The sequence below is a fragment of the Streptomyces sp. NPDC057010 genome (assembly GCF_042673805.1).
GTDB lineage: Bacteria > Actinomycetota > Actinomycetes > Streptomycetales > Streptomycetaceae > Streptomyces.
Map to the genome: position 1 here is coordinate 40,554 of NZ_JBHUSC010000046.1, position 17,673 is coordinate 58,226.

Genomic DNA, 17,673 nt, shown 5'->3' on the forward strand with positions numbered 1-17,673 from the left:
GGCTTCAGGACTGGGGCCGTGCCATGGCCTTCACGAAGGCCCTTTCGACGTCTTGGGTGGAGAGGACGCCGTAGATCTCGCCGGTGGGTTCGAGGACGAGGTATTCGGTGGCGGGGGTGGTGCGGAGGTGGTCGAGGAGTTCTTCGCCGGTGAGGTCGGCGGAAACCTTCATGCCGTCGGTGAGGTCCTGGGCGACGGTGCTGACGGCGACCCAGGGGCGGCGGTGTTCGGGGACGGCGACGATGGCGGTTTCGCGGGCGATGGCGGTGGGGTCGCCGTGGCCGTCGACGACGATGAGGGCGCGGGCTCCGGCTTCGGTGGCGCGGCGCAGGGCCTCGGAGAGGGGGGTGGCGTTCTCGACGGGGATGGCGCGGCGGGTGAGGGTGCGGGCCCGGAGTTCGGGGAGGTGTTCGCGCAGGCGGGCCATGCGCAGGCTGTTGCCGGCGCCGGTCCAGATGATCGCGGCGAGGATGGCGGCGAGGAGGGCGTCCATGACGGTGTCCATGCCGCCGATGTCGCCGGTGCGGTTGCCGAGGACTCCGGTGTGGGTGAGCAGGGGGAGGCCCAGGAGTACGGCGATGGCGAGGGCGCGGCCGATCCAGGCGGCTGCGACGGTGCCGGTCATGGGTTTGCCGGTGATGCCCCAGATGACGGCGCGGAGCATGCGGCCGCCGTCGAGGGGGAGGCCGGGGAGCAGGTTGAAGGCGGCGACGAGCAGGTTGGAGATCATCAGGCCGGCGAGGAGGACGCCGGGGACGGTGGCGGGGTCGACGGCCTTCATGCCGAGGTAGAAGGCGGCGGCGAGGAGGAGGGAGAGCAGGGGGCCGACGAAGGCGAGGACGAATTCGCGGCCGGGGGTCTCGGACTCCTTCTCGATCTCGGAGACTCCGCCGAAGAACTGGAGCTGGATGCGGCGCACGGGGAGTTTGAAGCGGAGGGCGGCGACGGTGTGCGCGAGTTCGTGGACGAGGACGGAGGCGTAGAAGGCGACGGCGAAGAAGAGGGAGACGAGGTAGCGGACCGGGCCGAGGTCGGGCAGGACGCGGTCGAGCTGGTCGCCGAAGACCCAGGTGATGAGTGCGGCGACGAGGAACCAGCTGGGCGATACGTAGACGGGTACGCCGAAGGGGCGGCCCATGAGGAGTCCGCCGCCCGGTCCTGAGCGCCGGCTCGGGCGCTCGCCGGTTTCGTCGGTGTCTGCCACGGCTGTCCTTCGTTCGGTGCTGGGGGGTTTCCGGTGGGGTTCCGGTGTGGTTCGGGGGGTGCTGTCGCGGGTTGTGATGCTTCGATCATGCAGTGCGAGGGGGCTCGGCGTCGATGGTATGCGCGTGCTGTCGGTGGCGGGCCGTAGGGTTTTGTGCATGACGACTAGCTCCGGTGACGCTCCGGCCGGTGCGGCGCCCGATGCCGTACAGCCTTCCTCGCTCTCCCCTTCGCGGGCGAGCGATTTCATGCAGTGCCCGCTGCTGTACCGGTTCCGGGTGATCGACAGGCTTCCGGAGAAGCCCAGTGCGGCTGCTACCCGCGGGACGCTGGTGCATGCGGTGCTGGAGCGGCTCTTCGACCATCCGGCGCACGAACGGACGGCGCCGCGGGCGAAGTCGCTGGTGCCGGGGCAGTGGGACCGGCTGCTGGAGGCGCGGCCGGAGCTGACGGAGCTGTTCCCGGAGGGGGACGAGGGGGCGGGGCTGGCTCGGTGGCTGACGGAGGCCGAGGCGCTGGTGGAGCGCTGGTTCACGCTGGAGGACCCGACGCGGCTGGAGCCGGTGGAGCGGGAGTTCTTCGTGGAGACGGAGCTGGAGTCGGGGCTGCGGCTGCGCGGGATCATCGACCGGGTGGATGTCGCGCCGACGGGTGAGGTGCGGATCGTCGACTACAAGACGGGCAAGGCGCCGCGGCCGGAGTATGCCGAGGGCGCGCTGTTCCAGATGAAGTTCTACGCGCTGGTGGTGTGGCGGCTGAAGCAGGTGGTGCCGCGGCGGCTCCAGCTGGTGTACCTGGGCAGTGGGGACGTGTTGACGTACGACCCGGTGGTCGCGGATCTGGAGCGGGTGGAGCGCAAGCTGCTCGCGCTGTGGGAGGCGATCCGGGAGGCGACGGAGTCGGGCGAGTGGCGGCCGCGGCCGACGAAGCTGTGCGGCTGGTGTGACCATCAGGCGGTGTGCCCGGAGTTCGGGGGGACTCCCCCGCCCTATCCGCTGGCCGTCGTGCCGCGTCCGGGGGCGGTGAGCCCGGCGGATTCCTGATCGTCGGGCCAGGGCAGAATGGGCGGCGTCCGCCGAAGCCGTCCGACGAATAGAGGTAGACCCCGTGGCGATCCGCGTCCTGCTGGTCGACGACCAGCCACTGCTGCGCACGGGCTTCCGGATGATCCTGGAGGCCGAACAGGACCTGGCGGTGGTCGGGGAGGCCGGGGACGGGCTTCAGGCGCTGGACCAGGTGCGGGCGCTGCAGCCCGACGTGGTGCTGATGGACATCCGGATGCCGCGGATGGACGGGGTGGAGGCCACCCGGCAGATCACGGGTCCGGGGCGGGACGGGCCGGCGAAGGTGCTGGTGCTGACCACGTTCGATCTGGACGAGTACGTGGTGGAGGCGCTGCGGGCGGGGGCGAGCGGGTTCCTGCTGAAGGACGCGCCGGCCAATGAGCTGGTGCAGGCGATCCGGGTGGTGGCGGCGGGTGAGGCGATGCTCGCGCCGAGCATCACGCGGCGGCTGCTGGACAAGTACGCGGGGCACCTGCCGTCGGGCGAGGACACGGTTCCGGACACGCTGGGGACGCTGACGGAGCGTGAGGTCGAGGTGCTGAAGCTGGTGGCCCGGGGCCTGTCGAACACGGAGATCGCGGCGGACCTGTTCGTGAGCGAGACGACGGTGAAGACGCACGTGGGGCACGTACTGACGAAGCTGGGCCTGCGCGACCGGGTGCAGGCGGCGGTGTACGCGTACGAGAGCGGGCTGGTGCGCCCGGGCGCCCAGTAGTCGGGTACGGGAAGGGGGCCGGGCGGCCGCGTGGTGCGGCTGCCCGGCCCCCTGTGCGTGGTGCGGGGCGGCTCAGCCCTTGCTGATCTCCCAGAAGCGGAAGACGGTCGAGGCGTCCAGGGACCACTGGAGGCCGGTGACGTTCTGGCGGGTGACGGCGTACTGCTTGCCCTGCCAGAGCGGGAGGATCGGGAGCTCGTCGGCGACGATGTCCTGGAGCCGGTTGTAGTCCACGTTGGCCGAGGTGCGGTCGGACTTCGCGGAGGTCGACGGGATGATGCTCCCGGTGATCTCCTTGTTGTCGTAGTTGTTGTGGAGCACGTTGTCCGGGCCGAAGAACGGCTGGGTGAAGTTGTCGGCGTCCGGGTAGTCCGGCACCCAGCCCTTCACGTAGACGCCGTACTTGCCGTCCTGGATGTCCTTCTCGTACTGGTCGAACTCGACGGACTTCATGTCGGCTTCGAAGAGGCCGCTGTCGTTGAGCTGCTTGGCGATGACCTGGAACTGCTGGTCGGTGGAGGGGCCGTAGCGGGACGGCGTCGAGTACAGGGTGATCTTGATCTTGCCGTTGATGCCGGCGGCCTTGAGGACGGCCTTGGCCTTCTCGACGTTCGGGCTGCCGCCGTAGCGGTCGAAGAACGGGGTGGTGTGTCCGGCGATGCCGGCCGGGACGATCGAGTAGAGCGGGGCGGCGGTGCCCGCGTACACGTCCTTGACGAGCGCTTCGCGGTCGACGAGGTAGGCGATGGCCTTGCGGACGGGGAGCTTGCCGACGACCGGGTCGCTCATGTTGAAGACCATGTGCTCGACCTCGGCGCCGGTGCCCTGGACGACGTCGACCTTGTTGTCGCCGGTCTTGGCGGCGGCGAGGCCGGCGATGTCCTTGGCGGCCAGGCCCCGGAAGGCGAAGTCGACGTCGCCGCTCTCCAGGACCGTCTTGAGGGCGGCCTGGTCACCGTTGAAGAACTTCAGCGTCACGCCGTTGTTCTTGGCCTTGGCCTTGCCGGTGTAGGAGTCGTTGACCGAGAAGCTGGCGCTCTTCTCGCTGAAGGAGTCCAGCTTGTAGACGCCGGAGCCGACGGCCTTGTTGTCCGTACGGAGCTTGTCCGCCGGGTACTCGGTGTGGTCGACGATGGCGCCGGCGCCCGAGGCGATCTTGCTGGGGAAGGTCGCGTCGGAGGTCTTGAGGCGGAAGACGACGGTCTTGTCGTCGGGGGCGTCGATGCCCTGGATCGACGAGAGCATGACGGCGGGGCCGTTGTCGTCGTTGATCTTCAGGGTGCGCTCGAAGGAGTACTTGACGTCCTTGGCGGTGAGGGCGTGGCCGTTGCTGAACTTCAGGCCGGAGCGCAGGGTGCACCTGAACACCTTGCTGTCGGTGCCCTCGAACCCGCAGGCCTGCGCGGCGTCGGGCTCGGGGGTGGTGCCGCCCTTGGGGAAGCTCAGCAGCGACTGGAAGACGTTGTTGAAGAGCAGCCAGGAGCCCGGGTCGTAGCCCGAGGCCGGGTCGGTGGACTTCACCTTGTCGGAGATCCCCATGACCACGCCCTTGCCGCTGCCGGCGTTGGAGCCATCGGTCGAGCCGCAACCGCTGAGCAGCGCGGCGGCGGTGGCTGCGCCGAGCGGGGCCGCCAGCCACTGGTTACGTCGTATCACGCGAACGTCCTTCACAGTCGAACTGTTTCGTTGCTCCGGCCTGCGGCTCCCGCTGCCGGTTGTTGCCGGTCTCAGCCGCTGACACCCCGGCCGAGCTCCCACAGCTGGAGGTCGGAGATGGCGTTGACCGACCACTCCACTCCGGTGATCCCGTCGCGTGCGGCGACGTACTGCTTGCCCTGCCACAGGGGCAGGACGGGCACGTCCTCGGCGACGATGTCCTGCATCTCCGCGATCGCGGGGGCGGCGACGTTGCGGTCGACGGCGCGCCGGGATTCGGGGATGAGCCGGGTGCGCACCGCGCTGTTCGCGTAGGGCGTGCCCAGGAAGTTGTCCTGCTCCAGGAACGGGGCGAGGAAGTTGTCGGCGTCCGGGTAGTCGGGGAACCAGCCGAGCCCGTAGGCGGCGTGGTCGCCCTTCTTCTGTGCGGGGCGGAAGTCGGCCCATTCGCTGCCCTGGACGGTGATGTCGAACAGCTGGGTGGAGTTCAGCTGCGTCTTGAGGGCTTCGAACTCGGCGGCCGTGCCGTCGCCGTAGTGGTCGGACGTGTAGTTGAGGGTGAGCTTGACCGGGGTCTTGATCCCGGCGTCCTTCAGCAGGGAGGCGGCCTTGGCGGTGTTGGCCTCGCCGTACTTGTTGAAGAAGGAGTTCACGTGGCCGGTCACGGTGGTGGGGACCAGGGAGTAGAGCGGCTGCGCGGACTTGCCGTAGACCTTGGAGATGAGCGCGTTGCGGTCGACGGCGGCGGCGAGGGCCTGGCGTACGGCCTTGTCCTTGACGACCGGGGCGTCGGTGTTGAAGCCGAGGTAGCGGATTTCCAGGCCGGGCATGGGGACGAGCTTGACGCCCTTGGGCGGCCGGGCGGAGAGCTCGGTGATCTGGGCGGGCGAGAGGGTGCGGGAGACCATGTGGATGGACCCCTCGGCCAGTGCCCGGCCCATGGCCGCGGAGTCGGCGTAGGTGCGCAGTTCGACCTTGTCGTTGCGGAGCTTGAGGTCGCCCTTGTAGTTCGGGTTCTTGCTGAAGACGGCGCGGACGAGCCGGTTGTCCTTGACCTCGGCCTTCATCGTGTACGGGCCGGAGCCGTCCACGGCGAAGCCCTCGCGGAGCTTGCGGGCGTCGTAGTTCTTCTCGCTGACGATGCCGGCGGCGGGGGTGGAGAGTTTGAAGGGGAAGGTCGCGTCGGGGGTCTTCAGGTGGAAGACGACGGTGTCGGCGCCCTTGACCTCGACGTTGTCGAGGGTGGAGAGCAGCGAGGACGGGCCGTTCTCGTCCTTGATGGCGAGGACCCGGTCGATGGAGAACTTGACGTCCTTGGCGGTGAGGGGGTCGCCGCTGGCGAACTTCAGTCCGGGGCGCAGGGTGCAGCGGTAGCTCTCGTTGCCGATGTCGGTGAAGCGGCAGTCGGAGGCCGCTTCGGGGACGGGCTGGCCGCCGCCGCGCGGGGTGTGCATCAGGGTCTGGACGGTCTGGCGCAGTACGTTCCAGGCGCCCGCGTCGTAGGCGTAGGCCGGGTCGAACGGGGCGGGGGCGAAATCGGCGGCCTCGAACCGGTCGGTGGTCCCGACGACGATCGCTCCGGATCCTGCTCCTCCGCCGCTCGCGCTGCCGCATGCGGCCAGCGCGGGGGTGAGCAGTCCGGCCGCGGCCGTCAGCACCATGGTCTTGCGGTTCATGCTGGAAGTACTCCCTGTAACCGGCACTTGCTCAAAGCGGTGTGAAGGGCACTTCGCGGCGGTCGCCCGTTCAGGGCGGAACGATCGGGCCGGTGGTGTGACGATCGGTCCACGCGATCCCGGCGCAAGGGTGTGCGTCCGGGACGGCAGAGGTGCGGCGATGTGCCCGCGATGACACTAGTGGCCCGGGACGGGATGGCTGGAACTGGCCCGACTTGGGGCGTAATCGCACCGTGATGGGAGCGGACTGGCTGTCCATGTGGGGCTCTGCACAGATTCGGTCAGGAGCTGATCAATCCGGACACAAGGGAAGCCGTCCGAGTGCTGGGACGGGCCTGCCGGGGGTGTCGCGGGTGACGAACGTCACCTGGGGCAACTGCCCCGGAGGGGATGGAATTTCAGCCTCCGGGGCCTGCGGCGGAAGATCCTTCCGCGGGACCTTGGTCCTGCGGGTATTCCGTTCGGTACGCAGCGTGTGCGGTCAGTTCATCGGAGTGATGAGGGAGCGCAGGAAGGGCAGGTCGACGTCCTCCAGCGAGCGGACGACCGTACGGCCGGGTGCGGGCGGGATCACGCCGACGGAGGGGACGGCCACGACCCGGCATCCGGCGGCCTCGGCGGCGGCGACCCCGGTCGCGGTGTCCTCGATGACGGCGCAGCGCGAGGGGTGCGCGCCGAGGGTCCGGGCGGCGAACAGGTAGGGGTCGGGGTGCGGCTTGGTGCGCGCCACCTCGTCGCCGGCGACGGTCATGGTGAAGCGGTCGCGGCCGAGGGTGAGCAGGATCTGGTCGATGACCCGGCGGTGGGAGGCGGAGACGAGGGCGGTGGGCACGTTGTGCCGGGCCAGCTCGCTCAGCAGCCGCTCGGCGCCGGGCATGAGGGGCACCCGGTCGGCGATGCGCGCCTCGAAGCGCTCGTTCAGCAGGACGCTGAGCTCGGCGAGGGTGATGGCGGCGCCGGTGGACTCGATCAGGAAGGCCGCGCTGCGGCTCATCGGGCCGCCGACGACGATGTCGCGCCAGGACTCGTCGAGCCGGTGGCCGAGCTCGCGGAAGATCTCCGCCTCGATCTCCCACCAGAAGCCCTCCGTGTCGACGAGGGTGCCGTCCATGTCGAGCAGCACCGCCTGGAGGGCCGAGCCGTCGGCCGTACGGGCGACGGGGGCGGGAACGGTACTCGTCATGCGCGCGCCTCTCGGAAGGGACGAGAAGGCCGGTCACCTCTTCCCGCGGGGCATCACCCCGGGGAACAGGCGACCGGCCTGTATGGGACCGACAAGTGTACGTCGATCTGCCTCAGCGTGCGTTGAAATACTTCGCTTCGGGGTGGTGAATCACGATCGCGTCGGTGGACTGCTCCGGGTGGAGCTGGAACTCCTCGGAGAGGTGGACGCCGATCCGCTCCGGCTGGAGGAGGTCGGCGATCTTGGCGCGGTCCTCCAGGTCGGGGCAGGCGCCGTAGCCGAGGGAGAAGCGGGCGCCGCGGTACTTGAGGTCGAACATGTCCTCGACCTTGGCCGGGTCCTCGCCGCCGAAACCGAGCTCGGCGCGGACACGGGCGTGCCAGTACTCGGCCATGGCCTCGGCGAGCTGGACGGACAGGCCGTGCAGCTCCAGGTACTCGCGGTAGGAGTCGGACTCGAAGAGCTTGGCCGTGGCCTCGCCGATCCTGGATCCGACGGTGACCACCTGGAGGCCGACGACGTCGGTCTCGCCGGACTCCTCCGGGCGGAAGAAGTCCGCGAGGCACAGGCGGCGGCCGCGGCGCTGGCGGGGGAAGGTGAAGCGGGTCCGCTCGTTGCCCTCCTCGTCCAGGATGATCAGGTCGTCGCCCTTGGACACGCAGGGGAAGTAGCCGTAGACGACGGCCGCCTCCAGGAGGTTCTCCGTGTGCAGCTTGTCGAGGAGGCCGCGCAGGCGCGGACGGCCCTCGCTCTCGACGAGCTCCTCGTACGTGGCCCCGCCGGCGCGGGCCTGCTTGAGGCCCCACTGGCCCTTGAAGAGGGCGCCCTCGTCGAGCCAGGAGGCGTAGTCCTTGAGCGGGATGCCCTTGACCACGCGGGTGCCCCAGAACGGCGGGGTGGGGACGGGGTTGTCGACGGCGACGTCGGAGCGGCCGCCCGGCTCCTGCGGCTCCTCCACCTGGACGAGCGGAGTGTCGCGCTTGGCGACGCGGCGCTGCTTGAGCTCGGGCAGGGTGGCGCCGGGGACGCCGCGCTTGACGGCGATGAGGGCGTCCATGAGGCGCAGGCCCTCGAAGGCGTCGCGGGCGTAGCGGACTTCGCCCTCGTAGATCTCGTGGAGGTCCTGTTCCACGTAGGCGCGGGTGAGGGCGGCGCCGCCGAGGATCACCGGGTAGTCGGCCGCCAGCTTGCGCTGGTTGAGCTCCTCCAGGTTCTCCTTCATGATCACCGTCGACTTGACGAGCAGGCCGGACATGCCGATGACGTCGGCCTTGTGCTCCTGCGCGGCTTCCAGGATCGCGGAGACCGGCTGCTTGATGCCGATGTTCACGACGTTGTAGCCGTTGTTGGAGAGGATGATGTCGACGAGGTTCTTGCCGATGTCGTGGACGTCGCCGCGCACGGTGGCGAGCACGATGGTGCCCTTGCCCTCGTCGTCGGACTTCTCCATGTGCGGTTCGAGGTAGGCGACCGCCGTCTTCATGACCTCGGCCGACTGGAGGACGAACGGCAGCTGCATCTGGCCCGAGCCGAAGAGCTCGCCGACGACCTTCATGCCCTCCAGCAGGGTGTCGTTGACGATGTCCAGCGCGGGCCGGGTCTCCAGGGCCTCGTCGAGGTCCGCCTCCAGGCCGTTCTTCTCGCCGTCGATGATCCGGCGCTGCAACCGCTTCTCCAGCGGCAGCGCGAGGAGCTCCTCGGCGCGGCCCGCCTTCAGGGACTTGGTGTTGACGCCCTCGAAGAGCGCCATGAGCTTCTGGAGGGGGTCGTAGCCCTCGGCGCGCCGGTCGTAGATGAGGTCGAGGGCGGTGGAGACCTGCTCCTCGTCGAAGCGGGCGATGGGGAGGATCTTGGAGGCGTGGACGATCGCCGAGTCCAGGCCGGCCTTGACGCACTCGTCGAGGAAGACCGAGTTCAGCAGGACACGCGCGGCCGGGTTCAGACCGAAGGAGATGTTCGACAGGCCGAGCGTGGTCTGGACGTCGGGGTGGCGGCGCTTGAGCTCGCGGATCGCCCCGATCGTCGCGATGCCGTCACCCCTCGACTCCTCCTGACCGGTGCAGATGGTGAACGTCAGGGTGTCGATGAGGATGTCCGACTCGCGGATCCCCCAGTTCCCCGTGAGATCGGTGATCAGTCGCTCGGCGATGGCGACCTTGTGCTCGACGGTGCGGGCCTGGCCCTCCTCGTCGATGGTCAGCGCGATCAGCGCGGCACCGTGCTCCTGAGCCAGCTGCGTGACCTTCGCGAAGCGGGACTCCGGGCCGTCGCCGTCCTCGTAGTTCACCGAGTTGATGACCGCGCGCCCGCCGAGCTTCTCCAGGCCCGCCTTGATGACGGGGACCTCGGTCGAGTCCAGGACGATCGGCAGCGTGGAGGCGGTCGCGAAGCGGCCCGCCAGCTCTTCCATGTCCGCGACGCCGTCACGGCCCACGTAGTCCACGCACAGGTCCAGCATGTGCGCGCCCTCGCGGATCTGGTCCCGGGCCATCTCCACGCAGTCGTCCCAGCGGGCCTCCAGCATCGCCTCGCGGAACTTCTTCGACCCGTTCGCGTTCGTCCGCTCACCGATCGCCATGTACGAGGTGTCCTGCCGGAACGGCACCGTCTGGTACAGCGAGGCAGCGCCCGGCTCGGGCTGGGGGGTGCGCTGGGTGACGGCCGTGCCGCGTACGCGCTCGACGACCTGGCGCAGGTGCTCGGGGGTGGTGCCGCAGCAGCCGCCGACCAGGGAGAGCCCGTACTCGCGCACGAAGGTCTCCTGGGCGTCGGCGAGCTCCGGCGCGGTCAGCGGGTAGTGGGCGCCGTCCTTGGTCAGGACGGGCAGGCCGGCGTTGGGCATGCAGGACAGCGGGATGCGGGCGTTGCGGGCGAGGTAGCGCAGGTGCTCGCTCATCTCCGCCGGACCGGTGGCGCAGTTCAGCCCGATCATGTCGATGCCCAGGGGCTCCAGCGCGGTCAGCGCCGCGCCGATCTCCGAGCCCAGCAGCATCGTGCCCGTGGTCTCGACGGTCACCGAGCAGATCAGCGGGACGCTGACGCCCAGCGCTTCCATCGCCCGCCGGGCACCGATGATGGAGGACTTGGTCTGGAGGAGGTCCTGGGTGGTCTCCACCAGCAGCGCGTCGGCGCCGCCGGTGATCAGGCCCTCCGCGTTGATCTGGTAGGCGTCGCGGATCTGCCCGTAGGTGATGTGGCCCAGCGTCGGCAGCTTCGTGCCCGGCCCCATCGAGCCCAGGACCCAGCGCTGCTGCCCCGTCGAGGCCGTGAACTCGTCCGCGACCTCACGGGCGATCCGCGCACCGGACTCCGACAGCTCGAAATTCCGCTCCGCGATGTCGTACTCCGCCAGCGCCGCATAGTTCGCGCCGAACGTGTTGGTCTCCACACAGTCCACGCCCACCGAGAAATACGCCTCGTGGACGGAACGCACGATGTCGGGGCGGGTAACGTTCAGGACCTCGTTGCAGCCCTCCAGCTGCTGGAAGTCCTCCAACGTCGGGTCCTGCGCCTGGAGCATCGTTCCCATCGCCCCGTCGGCCACGACGACCCGCGTGGCGAGCGCCTCTCGGAGGGCATCGGCCCGGGTCTGTGTGTCAGCGGGCAGGTTCGGCAACGAGGCCATGGAGAGCTCCCTGGGATGCGACGGCTGTCGGCTTTGCACCCCTTCTGTGTCAAGGGTGCACGCGGCCAGGGTAACCGGCGGCAACCGCCCCGGTGGGGTTGTCCCACGTGGCGGACTGCATTCTGTGCGCGGGGCTCTGCGCGGGAGGGTGCATCGGTGTGCGCCGCTCCGGAACCGCCCAACCATGCAAAAGGTCGGCATCGACCGATAGTGTTCAGCATTGTCGAACTACGTCAGCAGGAGGCTGCGCGATGGCACGGAACATCCAGTCGCTCGAACGAGCCGCTGCGATGCTGCGACTCCTGGCGGGCGGGGAGCGCCGACTGGGCCTGTCGGACGTGGCGTCCGCACTGGGCCTGGCCAAGGGCACGGCGCACGGGATCCTTCGCACCCTGCAGGCCGAGGGCTTCGTGGAGCAGGACCCCGCCTCCGGCCGCTACCAGCTGGGCGCGGAGCTGCTGCGCCTGGGCAACAGCTACCTGGACGTGCACGAGCTGCGCGCCCGGGCGCTGGTGTGGACGGACGATCTGGCGCGGGCCAGCGGAGAGAGCGTCTACGTCGGGGTGCTGCACCAGAGCGGGGTGCTGATCATGCACCACGTGTTCCGGCCCGACGACAGCCGCCAGGTGCTGGAGGTGGGGGCCATGCAGCCGCTGCACTCGACGGCGCTGGGCAAGGTGCTGTCCGCCTACGACCCGGTGGCGCACACGGAGGCCCTGGAGGTGGAGCGCGAGGCGTTCACCCCGCGGACGGTCACGGACGCCGGCGGCTTCGAGGAGATCCTCGGGCTGACCCGCGCGCGCGGCTGGGCCGCCGACGTCGAGGAGACGTGGGAGGGCATCGCCTCGGTCGCGGCGCCCATTCACGACCGGCGCAGGATGCCGGTGGGCGCGGTCGCCGTGGCCGGGGCCGTGGAGCGGGTCTGCGGGGAGTCCGGGGAGCCTCGGGCGGCCCTGGTGGCCTCCGTACGGGACTGCGCGCGGTCGGTTTCACGCGATCTGGGAGCGGGCCGGTTCTGAGCTTGACCTGACCCGTTTGCCCCATCAGAGACCCACCCAATGCGGCTTCGAGCTGCATTTGGGTGGGTTTTGTCATTTACTGATCATGGATTGGCCGGATTTGGGCGATCGTACCTACTGGTAACGATCCGGTTCTTTGACCTGGCCAGGCCTTGACGCGTTCTTCACACAGGCGGAAAACTGCCGTTCATCGGTCGGCAATGTCGAACACCTACCGGCAATACGCGCTAGGATGCGGCAAGGCCAAGGACCGGTGAAGCACTCACCGAGTGCGCGGAACCCCCGGGGTGACCCGGATTCCGCCCACCCCTGGACGTAAGGCAAAGGAGTCGCGGGTGTCCAGCTCCGACATCTTCATCGGCGAGACCATCGGTACCGCCCTGCTCACACTGCTCGGTGGTGGCGTCTGCGCCGCCCTCACGCTCAAGAGCTCCAAGGCCCGCGGCGCGGGCTGGCTCGCGATCACCTTCGGCTGGGGCTTCGCGGTCCTGATCGCCGCCTACGTCTCCGCGCCCCTCTCCGGCGCGCACCTCAACCCGGCGGTCACCGTCGGCATCGCCGTCAAGACCGGCGAGTGGGGTGACGTCCCCGTCTACTTCGCGGGCCAGCTGCTCGGCGCCATGCTCGGCGCGGTCCTGATGTGGATCACGTACTACGGCCAGTTCCGCGCGCACCTGTCGGACCCCGAGAACATCAAGGACGCCCGGCTCGGTCCCGAGGACCCGCACCCGCACGACGTCGCCGGCCCGGTGCTCGGCATCTTCTCGACGGGCCCCGAGATCCGCAACGTGGTCCAGAACCTCGCCACGGAGATCATCGGCACCTTCGTCCTCGTCATCGCGATCCTGACCCAGGGCCTCCAGGACGGCGGCAAGGGCCTCGGCGTCATCGGCGTCCTGATCACCTCGTTCGTGGTCGTCGGCATCGGCCTCTCGCTGGGCGGTCCGACCGGCTACGCGATCAACCCTGTCCGCGACCTCGGGCCGCGCATCGTCCACGCCCTGCTCCCGCTGCGCAACAAGGGCGGTTCCGACTGGGGCTACTCCTGGATCCCGGTCGTCGGCCCGCTCGTCGGTGCCGCCATCGCCGGCGGTCTGTACAACATCGCGTTCGCCTGATCAGCATCGGCCCGCGTTCGTAAGATCCGCACCGCATCCTGATTCCGCCTACTCATAGACCTGCCAGGAGCAGCCACATGACCAGCAGCACCGGCCCCTTCATCGCCGCGATCGACCAGGGCACCACCTCCTCCCGCTGCATCGTCTTCGACCGCGACGGCCGCATCGTCGCCGTCGACCAGAAGGAACACGAGCAGATCTTCCCGAAGCCGGGCTGGGTCGAGCACGACGCCAAGGAGATCTGGGCCAACGTCCAGGAGGTCGTCGCCGGCGCCATCGCCAAGGCGGAGATCACCGCGGCCGACGTCAAGGCGATCGGCATCACCAACCAGCGCGAGACCACCCTGCTGTGGGACAAGAACACCGGCGAGCCGGTGCACAACGCCCTGGTCTGGCAGGACACCCGCACCGACGCCCTGTGCAAGGAGCTCGGCCGCAACGTCGGCCAGGACCGCTTCCGCCGCGAGACCGGCCTGCCGCTGGCGAGCTACTTCGCCGGCCCGAAGGTCCGCTGGCTGCTCGACAACGTCGAGGGCCTGCGCGAGCGCGCCGAGGCGGGCGACATCCTCTTCGGCACCATGGACTCGTGGGTCATCTGGAACCTCACGGGCGGCGCCCAGGGCGGTGCGCACGTCACCGACGTCACCAACGCCTCGCGCACCATGCTGATGAACCTGCACACCCTGGCCTGGGACGAGAAGATCGCCGAGTCCATGGACGTGCCGCTGAACGTCCTCCCGGAGATCAAGTCCTCCGCCGAGGTCTACGGCCACGTCAAGGACGGCGTCCTCGCCGGCGTCCCGGTCGCCTCGGCGCTCGGTGACCAGCAGGCCGCGCTGTTCGGCCAGACCTGCTTCGCCGAGGGCGAGGCGAAGTCCACGTACGGCACCGGCACGTTCATGCTGATGAACACCGGCGACAAGATCATCAACTCCTACAGCGGCCTGCTGACCACGGTCGGCTACCAGATCGGCGACAAGAAGCCGGTCTACGCGCTGGAGGGCTCCATCGCCGTCACCGGCTCGCTCGTCCAGTGGATGCGCGACCAGATGGGCCTGATCAAGTCCGCGGCCGAGATCGAGACCCTGGCCTCCTCGGTCGAGGACAACGGCGGCGCCTACTTCGTGCCCGCCTTCTCCGGCCTGTTCGCCCCGTACTGGCGCTCCGACGCCCGCGGTGTGATCGCCGGCCTCACCCGGTACGTCACCAAGGCGCACATCGCCCGTGCCGTCCTGGAGGCCACCGCCTGGCAGACCCGTGAGATCACCGACGCCATGACCAAGGACTCGGGCGTCGAGCTCACGGCCCTCAAGGTCGACGGCGGCATGACCTCCAACAACCTGCTGATGCAGACGCTCTCGGACTTCCTGGACGCCCCCGTGGTGCGCCCGATGGTCGCCGAGACCACCTGCCTCGGTGCCGCCTACGCCGCCGGCCTGGCCGTCGGCTTCTGGCCCGACACCGACGCCCTGCGCGCCAACTGGCGCCGCGCGGCGGAGTGGACCCCGCGGATGCCTGCCGAGCAGCGCGACCGCGAGTACAAGAGCTGGCTCAAGGCCGTCGAGCGGTCCATGGGCTGGGTCGACGACGAAGACGCCAGCTGACCTCACTCAGCTGACGCTATCGACGAGGAGCTAAGAGAGATATGAGCAGCCTGCAGAGCGTGACCGCACTGGGCACGCACCCGACCGCCGGTTCGAACGCGAGCCGCGCCGAGACCCGCGAGCAGTTGGCGAAGGCCACGTACGACCTCCTGGTCATCGGCGGTGGCATCCTGGGCACCTCGGTGGCCTGGCACGCCGCGCAGTCGGGTCTGCGGGTCGCCATGGTGGACGCCGGTGACTTCGCCGGCGCCACCTCCTCCGCCTCCTCCAAGCTCGTCCACGGCGGCCTGCGCTACCTGCAGACCGGCGCGGTCAAGCTGGTGGCCGAGAACCACCACGAGCGGCGGGTGCTGGCCAAGGACGTGGCCCCGCACCTGGTCAACCCGCTCACGTTCTACCTGCCGGTCTACAAGGGCGGTCCGGTGGGTGCGGCCAAGCTGGGCGCGGGCGTCTTCGCCTACTCCGCCCTCTCGGCCTTCGGCGACGGCATGGGCAAGGTCATATCCCCGGCCCGTGCCGTCGCCGACAACCCCGGTCTGAAGACGGACAACCTCAAGGCCGTCGCGGTCTACTACGACCACCAGATGAACGACTCCCGCGTCGCCGTCATGACGGTCCGCGCGGCCGTCGAGTCCGGCGCGGTCGTCCTCAACCACGCCGAGGTCACCGGGCTGCGCATGACGCGCGGCCGGGTCTCCGGCGCCGAGCTCAAGGACCGCCTCGACGGCACCGAGTTCGGGGTGGACGCACGCGTCGTGCTCAACGCCACCGGCCCGTGGGTGGACCACCTGCGGCGCATGGAGGACAAGCACGCGATGCCGTCGATCCGCCTCTCCAAGGGCGCGCACATCGTGATGAAGCGCAAGTCGCCGTGGAAGGCCGCCATGGCCACCCCGATCGACAAGTACCGCATCACCTTCGCCCTGCCCTGGGAGGACCAGCTGCTCCTCGGCACCACCGACGAGGTGTACGAGGGCGACCCGGCGGACGTGCGCGCCACCGAGGCCGACATCCAGCAGATCCTGGACGAGGCGGCCTTCTCCGTGAAGGACGCGGACCTCGACCGCTCGCTGATGACCTACGCCTTCGCGGGCCTTCGGGTGCTGCCCGGCGGCCCCGGCGGCGTCGAGAAGGCCAAGCGCGAGACGGTCGTCTCCGAGGGCGCGGGCGGCATGCTGTCGGTGGCCGGCGGCAAGTGGACGACGTACCGGCACATCGGCCGCGTGGTCATGGACAAGCTGGCCAAGCTCCCCGGCAGCCCGCTCACCGAGGACATGGAGCCGGTGAAGTCCCTGGTGCGCCGGATCGCGCTGCCCGGTGTCGCCAACCCGAACGCGGTCGCGCACCGGCTGCTGGTCGACCGCGAGCCCGGCACGCGGATGGACCCGCTCACCGCCCGCCACCTGGCCTCGCACTACGGCTCGCTGGCCTTCGACATCGCGCGCATCGCGAACGAGGACCCGGCGCTGGCCGAGCGCATCCACCCGGACGGTCCGGAGATCTGGGCGCAGGTCGCCTACGCCCGGGACCACGAGTGGGCCGAGACCGTCGACGACGTGCTGCGCCGCCGCACGACGGTGACGATCCGCGGCCTGGACGACGAGGCCGTACGGGCCCGCGTCGAGGAGATGCTGAGCCACAAGGCATAGCTCTCGCGCAGGTGGGGAAGAGGGGCGGTTCCGAGGGGAACCGCCCCTCTGTCGTGGGCTGTGGCCGGTGCCTCATCAAGGCTTAGGCTGACCCACGTACGCAAGGGAACTTCGGAAGGAGACCTGGGTGATCGAGCTTGAGGGCGTGCCCGAGCTGATCGACCCGGTCATGGTGGCCGCGTTCGAGGGCTGGAACGACGCGGGTGACGCGGCCTCCGGTGCGGTCGCACACCTGGACCGGGAATGGAAGGGCGAGGTGTTCGCGGCGCTCGACGCCGAGGACTACTACGACTTCCAGGTCAACCGGCCGACGGTGTGGCTGGACAACGGGGTACGGAAGATCACCTGGCCGACGACACGGCTGTCCGTGGTCCGGATCGGCGGCGCGAAGCCGCGCGACCTGGTGCTGGTGCGCGGGATCGAACCGTCCATGCGGTGGCGGTCGTTCTGCAACGAGATCCTCGGCTTCGCGCACGAACTGGGCGTGGAGATGGTGGTCATCCTGGGGGCGCTGCTCGGGGACACCCCGCACACGCGGCCGGTGCCGGTGAGCGGGGTCACGTCGGACGCGGACCTGGCGCGCACCATGGACCTGGAGGAGACCAAGTACGAGGGCCCCACGGGGATCGTGGGCATCCTCCAGGAGGCCTGTACGCACGCGGGTGTCCCGGCGGTGTCGCTGTGGGCCGCGGTGCCGCACTACGTCTCCCAGCCGCCGAACCCGAAGGCGACGCTGGCGCTGCTGAACCGGCTGGAGGACCTGATCGACATCCGGATCCCGCTGGGCGAACTCCCGGAGGACGCGCGGGCGTGGCAGCTGGGCGTGGACCAACTGGCCGCCGAGGACAGCGAGGTGGCGGAGTACGTGCAGACGCTGGAGGAGGCGCGGGACACCGCGGATCTGCCGGAGGCCTCCGGGGACGCCATCGCCCGGGAGTTCGAGCGGTACCTGCGGCGGCGGGACCCCGCGGCGGGGCCGGCCGCCGAGCCGGGTGACCCGTCGTACCTGCGGGACACGTCCAGCGGGCTGACGCGGCCAAAGCGAAAGCCGGACTCCGCTCCCGAGGAGCCCCCGGCTCCGCCGGAGGAGCCGGGTGAGGAGACCCCGGAGTCGTAGCCGCCGGGCGGGGGCCTCAAACGCCGGCGGGGCTGGATATATCC

Annotated in this window: 12 protein-coding genes; 7 read left to right on the forward strand and 5 right to left on the reverse strand. The window is 69.7% G+C overall.

Annotated elements, in window-relative coordinates; translation table 11 throughout:
• Nucleotides 1–4: 4 nt before the first annotated feature.
• Nucleotides 5–1,453, reverse strand: a complete 1,449-nt coding sequence (locus tag ACFTXQ_RS28765) for a site-2 protease family protein (protein ID WP_382645971.1) — start codon at nt 1,451–1,453, stop codon at nt 5–7.
• Here ACFTXQ_RS28765 and ACFTXQ_RS28770 point away from each other — a divergent pair.
• Together ACFTXQ_RS28770 and ACFTXQ_RS28775 are read left to right on the forward strand one after the other, a co-directional pair.
• The gene (locus ACFTXQ_RS28770) at nt 1,362–2,246 is read left to right on the forward strand and encodes a RecB family exonuclease (protein ID WP_382645973.1); all 885 of its coding nucleotides are present in this window, start codon (nt 1,362–1,364) and stop codon (nt 2,244–2,246) included. The two genes, ACFTXQ_RS28765 and ACFTXQ_RS28770, sit on opposite strands and share 92 nt — an antisense overlap.
• 64 nt (nt 2,247–2,310) lie before the next feature.
• Nucleotides 2,311–2,982 carry a response regulator gene (locus tag ACFTXQ_RS28775; protein ID WP_382645976.1) on the forward strand — a complete coding sequence of 224 codons (672 nt, stop codon included), beginning with the start codon at nt 2,311–2,313 and terminating at the stop codon, nt 2,980–2,982.
• A gap of 72 nt (nt 2,983–3,054) precedes the next feature.
• Here ACFTXQ_RS28775 and ACFTXQ_RS28780 read toward each other — a convergent pair whose 3' ends face one another.
• From ACFTXQ_RS28780 to metH, 4 genes are all read right to left on the reverse strand, one after another.
• Nucleotides 3,055–4,638 carry an ABC transporter substrate-binding protein gene (locus ACFTXQ_RS28780; RefSeq protein WP_382645979.1) on the reverse strand — a complete coding sequence of 528 codons (1,584 nt, stop codon included), beginning with the start codon at nt 4,636–4,638 and terminating at the stop codon, nt 3,055–3,057.
• 71 nt (nt 4,639–4,709) lie between these two features.
• The gene (locus tag ACFTXQ_RS28785) at nt 4,710–6,314 is read right to left on the reverse strand and encodes an ABC transporter substrate-binding protein (RefSeq protein WP_382645982.1); all 1,605 of its coding nucleotides are present in this window, start codon (nt 6,312–6,314) and stop codon (nt 4,710–4,712) included.
• 481 nt (nt 6,315–6,795) lie between these two features.
• A complete protein-coding gene (locus ACFTXQ_RS28790) occupies nt 6,796–7,497 on the reverse strand; it encodes an HAD family hydrolase (protein ID WP_382645984.1) in 702 nt (233 codons plus the stop codon).
• 112 nt (nt 7,498–7,609) lie between these two features.
• Complete coding sequence (gene metH / locus ACFTXQ_RS28795; protein WP_382645987.1) at nt 7,610–11,122, reverse strand: methionine synthase; 3,513 nt, start codon at nt 11,120–11,122, stop codon at nt 7,610–7,612.
• A 251-nt stretch (nt 11,123–11,373) separates the two neighbouring features.
• Between metH and ACFTXQ_RS28800 the strand changes: the two genes are divergently transcribed.
• The 5 genes from ACFTXQ_RS28800 to ACFTXQ_RS28820 all read left to right on the forward strand — a co-directional run bounded on the left by ACFTXQ_RS28800 (nt 11,374) and on the right by ACFTXQ_RS28820 (nt 17,629).
• Nucleotides 11,374–12,141, forward strand: a complete 768-nt coding sequence (locus ACFTXQ_RS28800) for an IclR family transcriptional regulator (protein ID WP_382645990.1) — start codon at nt 11,374–11,376, stop codon at nt 12,139–12,141.
• Between the two features lie 335 nt (nt 12,142–12,476).
• Nucleotides 12,477–13,259, forward strand: coding sequence for an MIP/aquaporin family protein (locus ACFTXQ_RS28805; protein WP_382645993.1), 783 nt, complete (start codon nt 12,477–12,479; stop codon nt 13,257–13,259).
• 77 nt (nt 13,260–13,336) lie between these two features.
• Nucleotides 13,337–14,863, forward strand: a complete 1,527-nt coding sequence (glpK, locus tag ACFTXQ_RS28810; protein WP_382645995.1) for a glycerol kinase GlpK — start codon at nt 13,337–13,339, stop codon at nt 14,861–14,863.
• Nucleotides 14,864–14,904: 41 nt separating this feature from the next.
• The gene (locus ACFTXQ_RS28815) at nt 14,905–16,512 is read left to right on the forward strand and encodes an FAD-dependent oxidoreductase (protein WP_382645998.1); all 1,608 of its coding nucleotides are present in this window, start codon (nt 14,905–14,907) and stop codon (nt 16,510–16,512) included.
• A 127-nt stretch (nt 16,513–16,639) separates the two neighbouring features.
• Nucleotides 16,640–17,629: a PAC2 family protein gene (locus ACFTXQ_RS28820; RefSeq protein WP_382646001.1), complete on the forward strand. Its 990-nt coding sequence runs from the start codon at nt 16,640–16,642 to the stop codon at nt 17,627–17,629.
• Nucleotides 17,630–17,673: the final 44 nt, after the last annotated feature.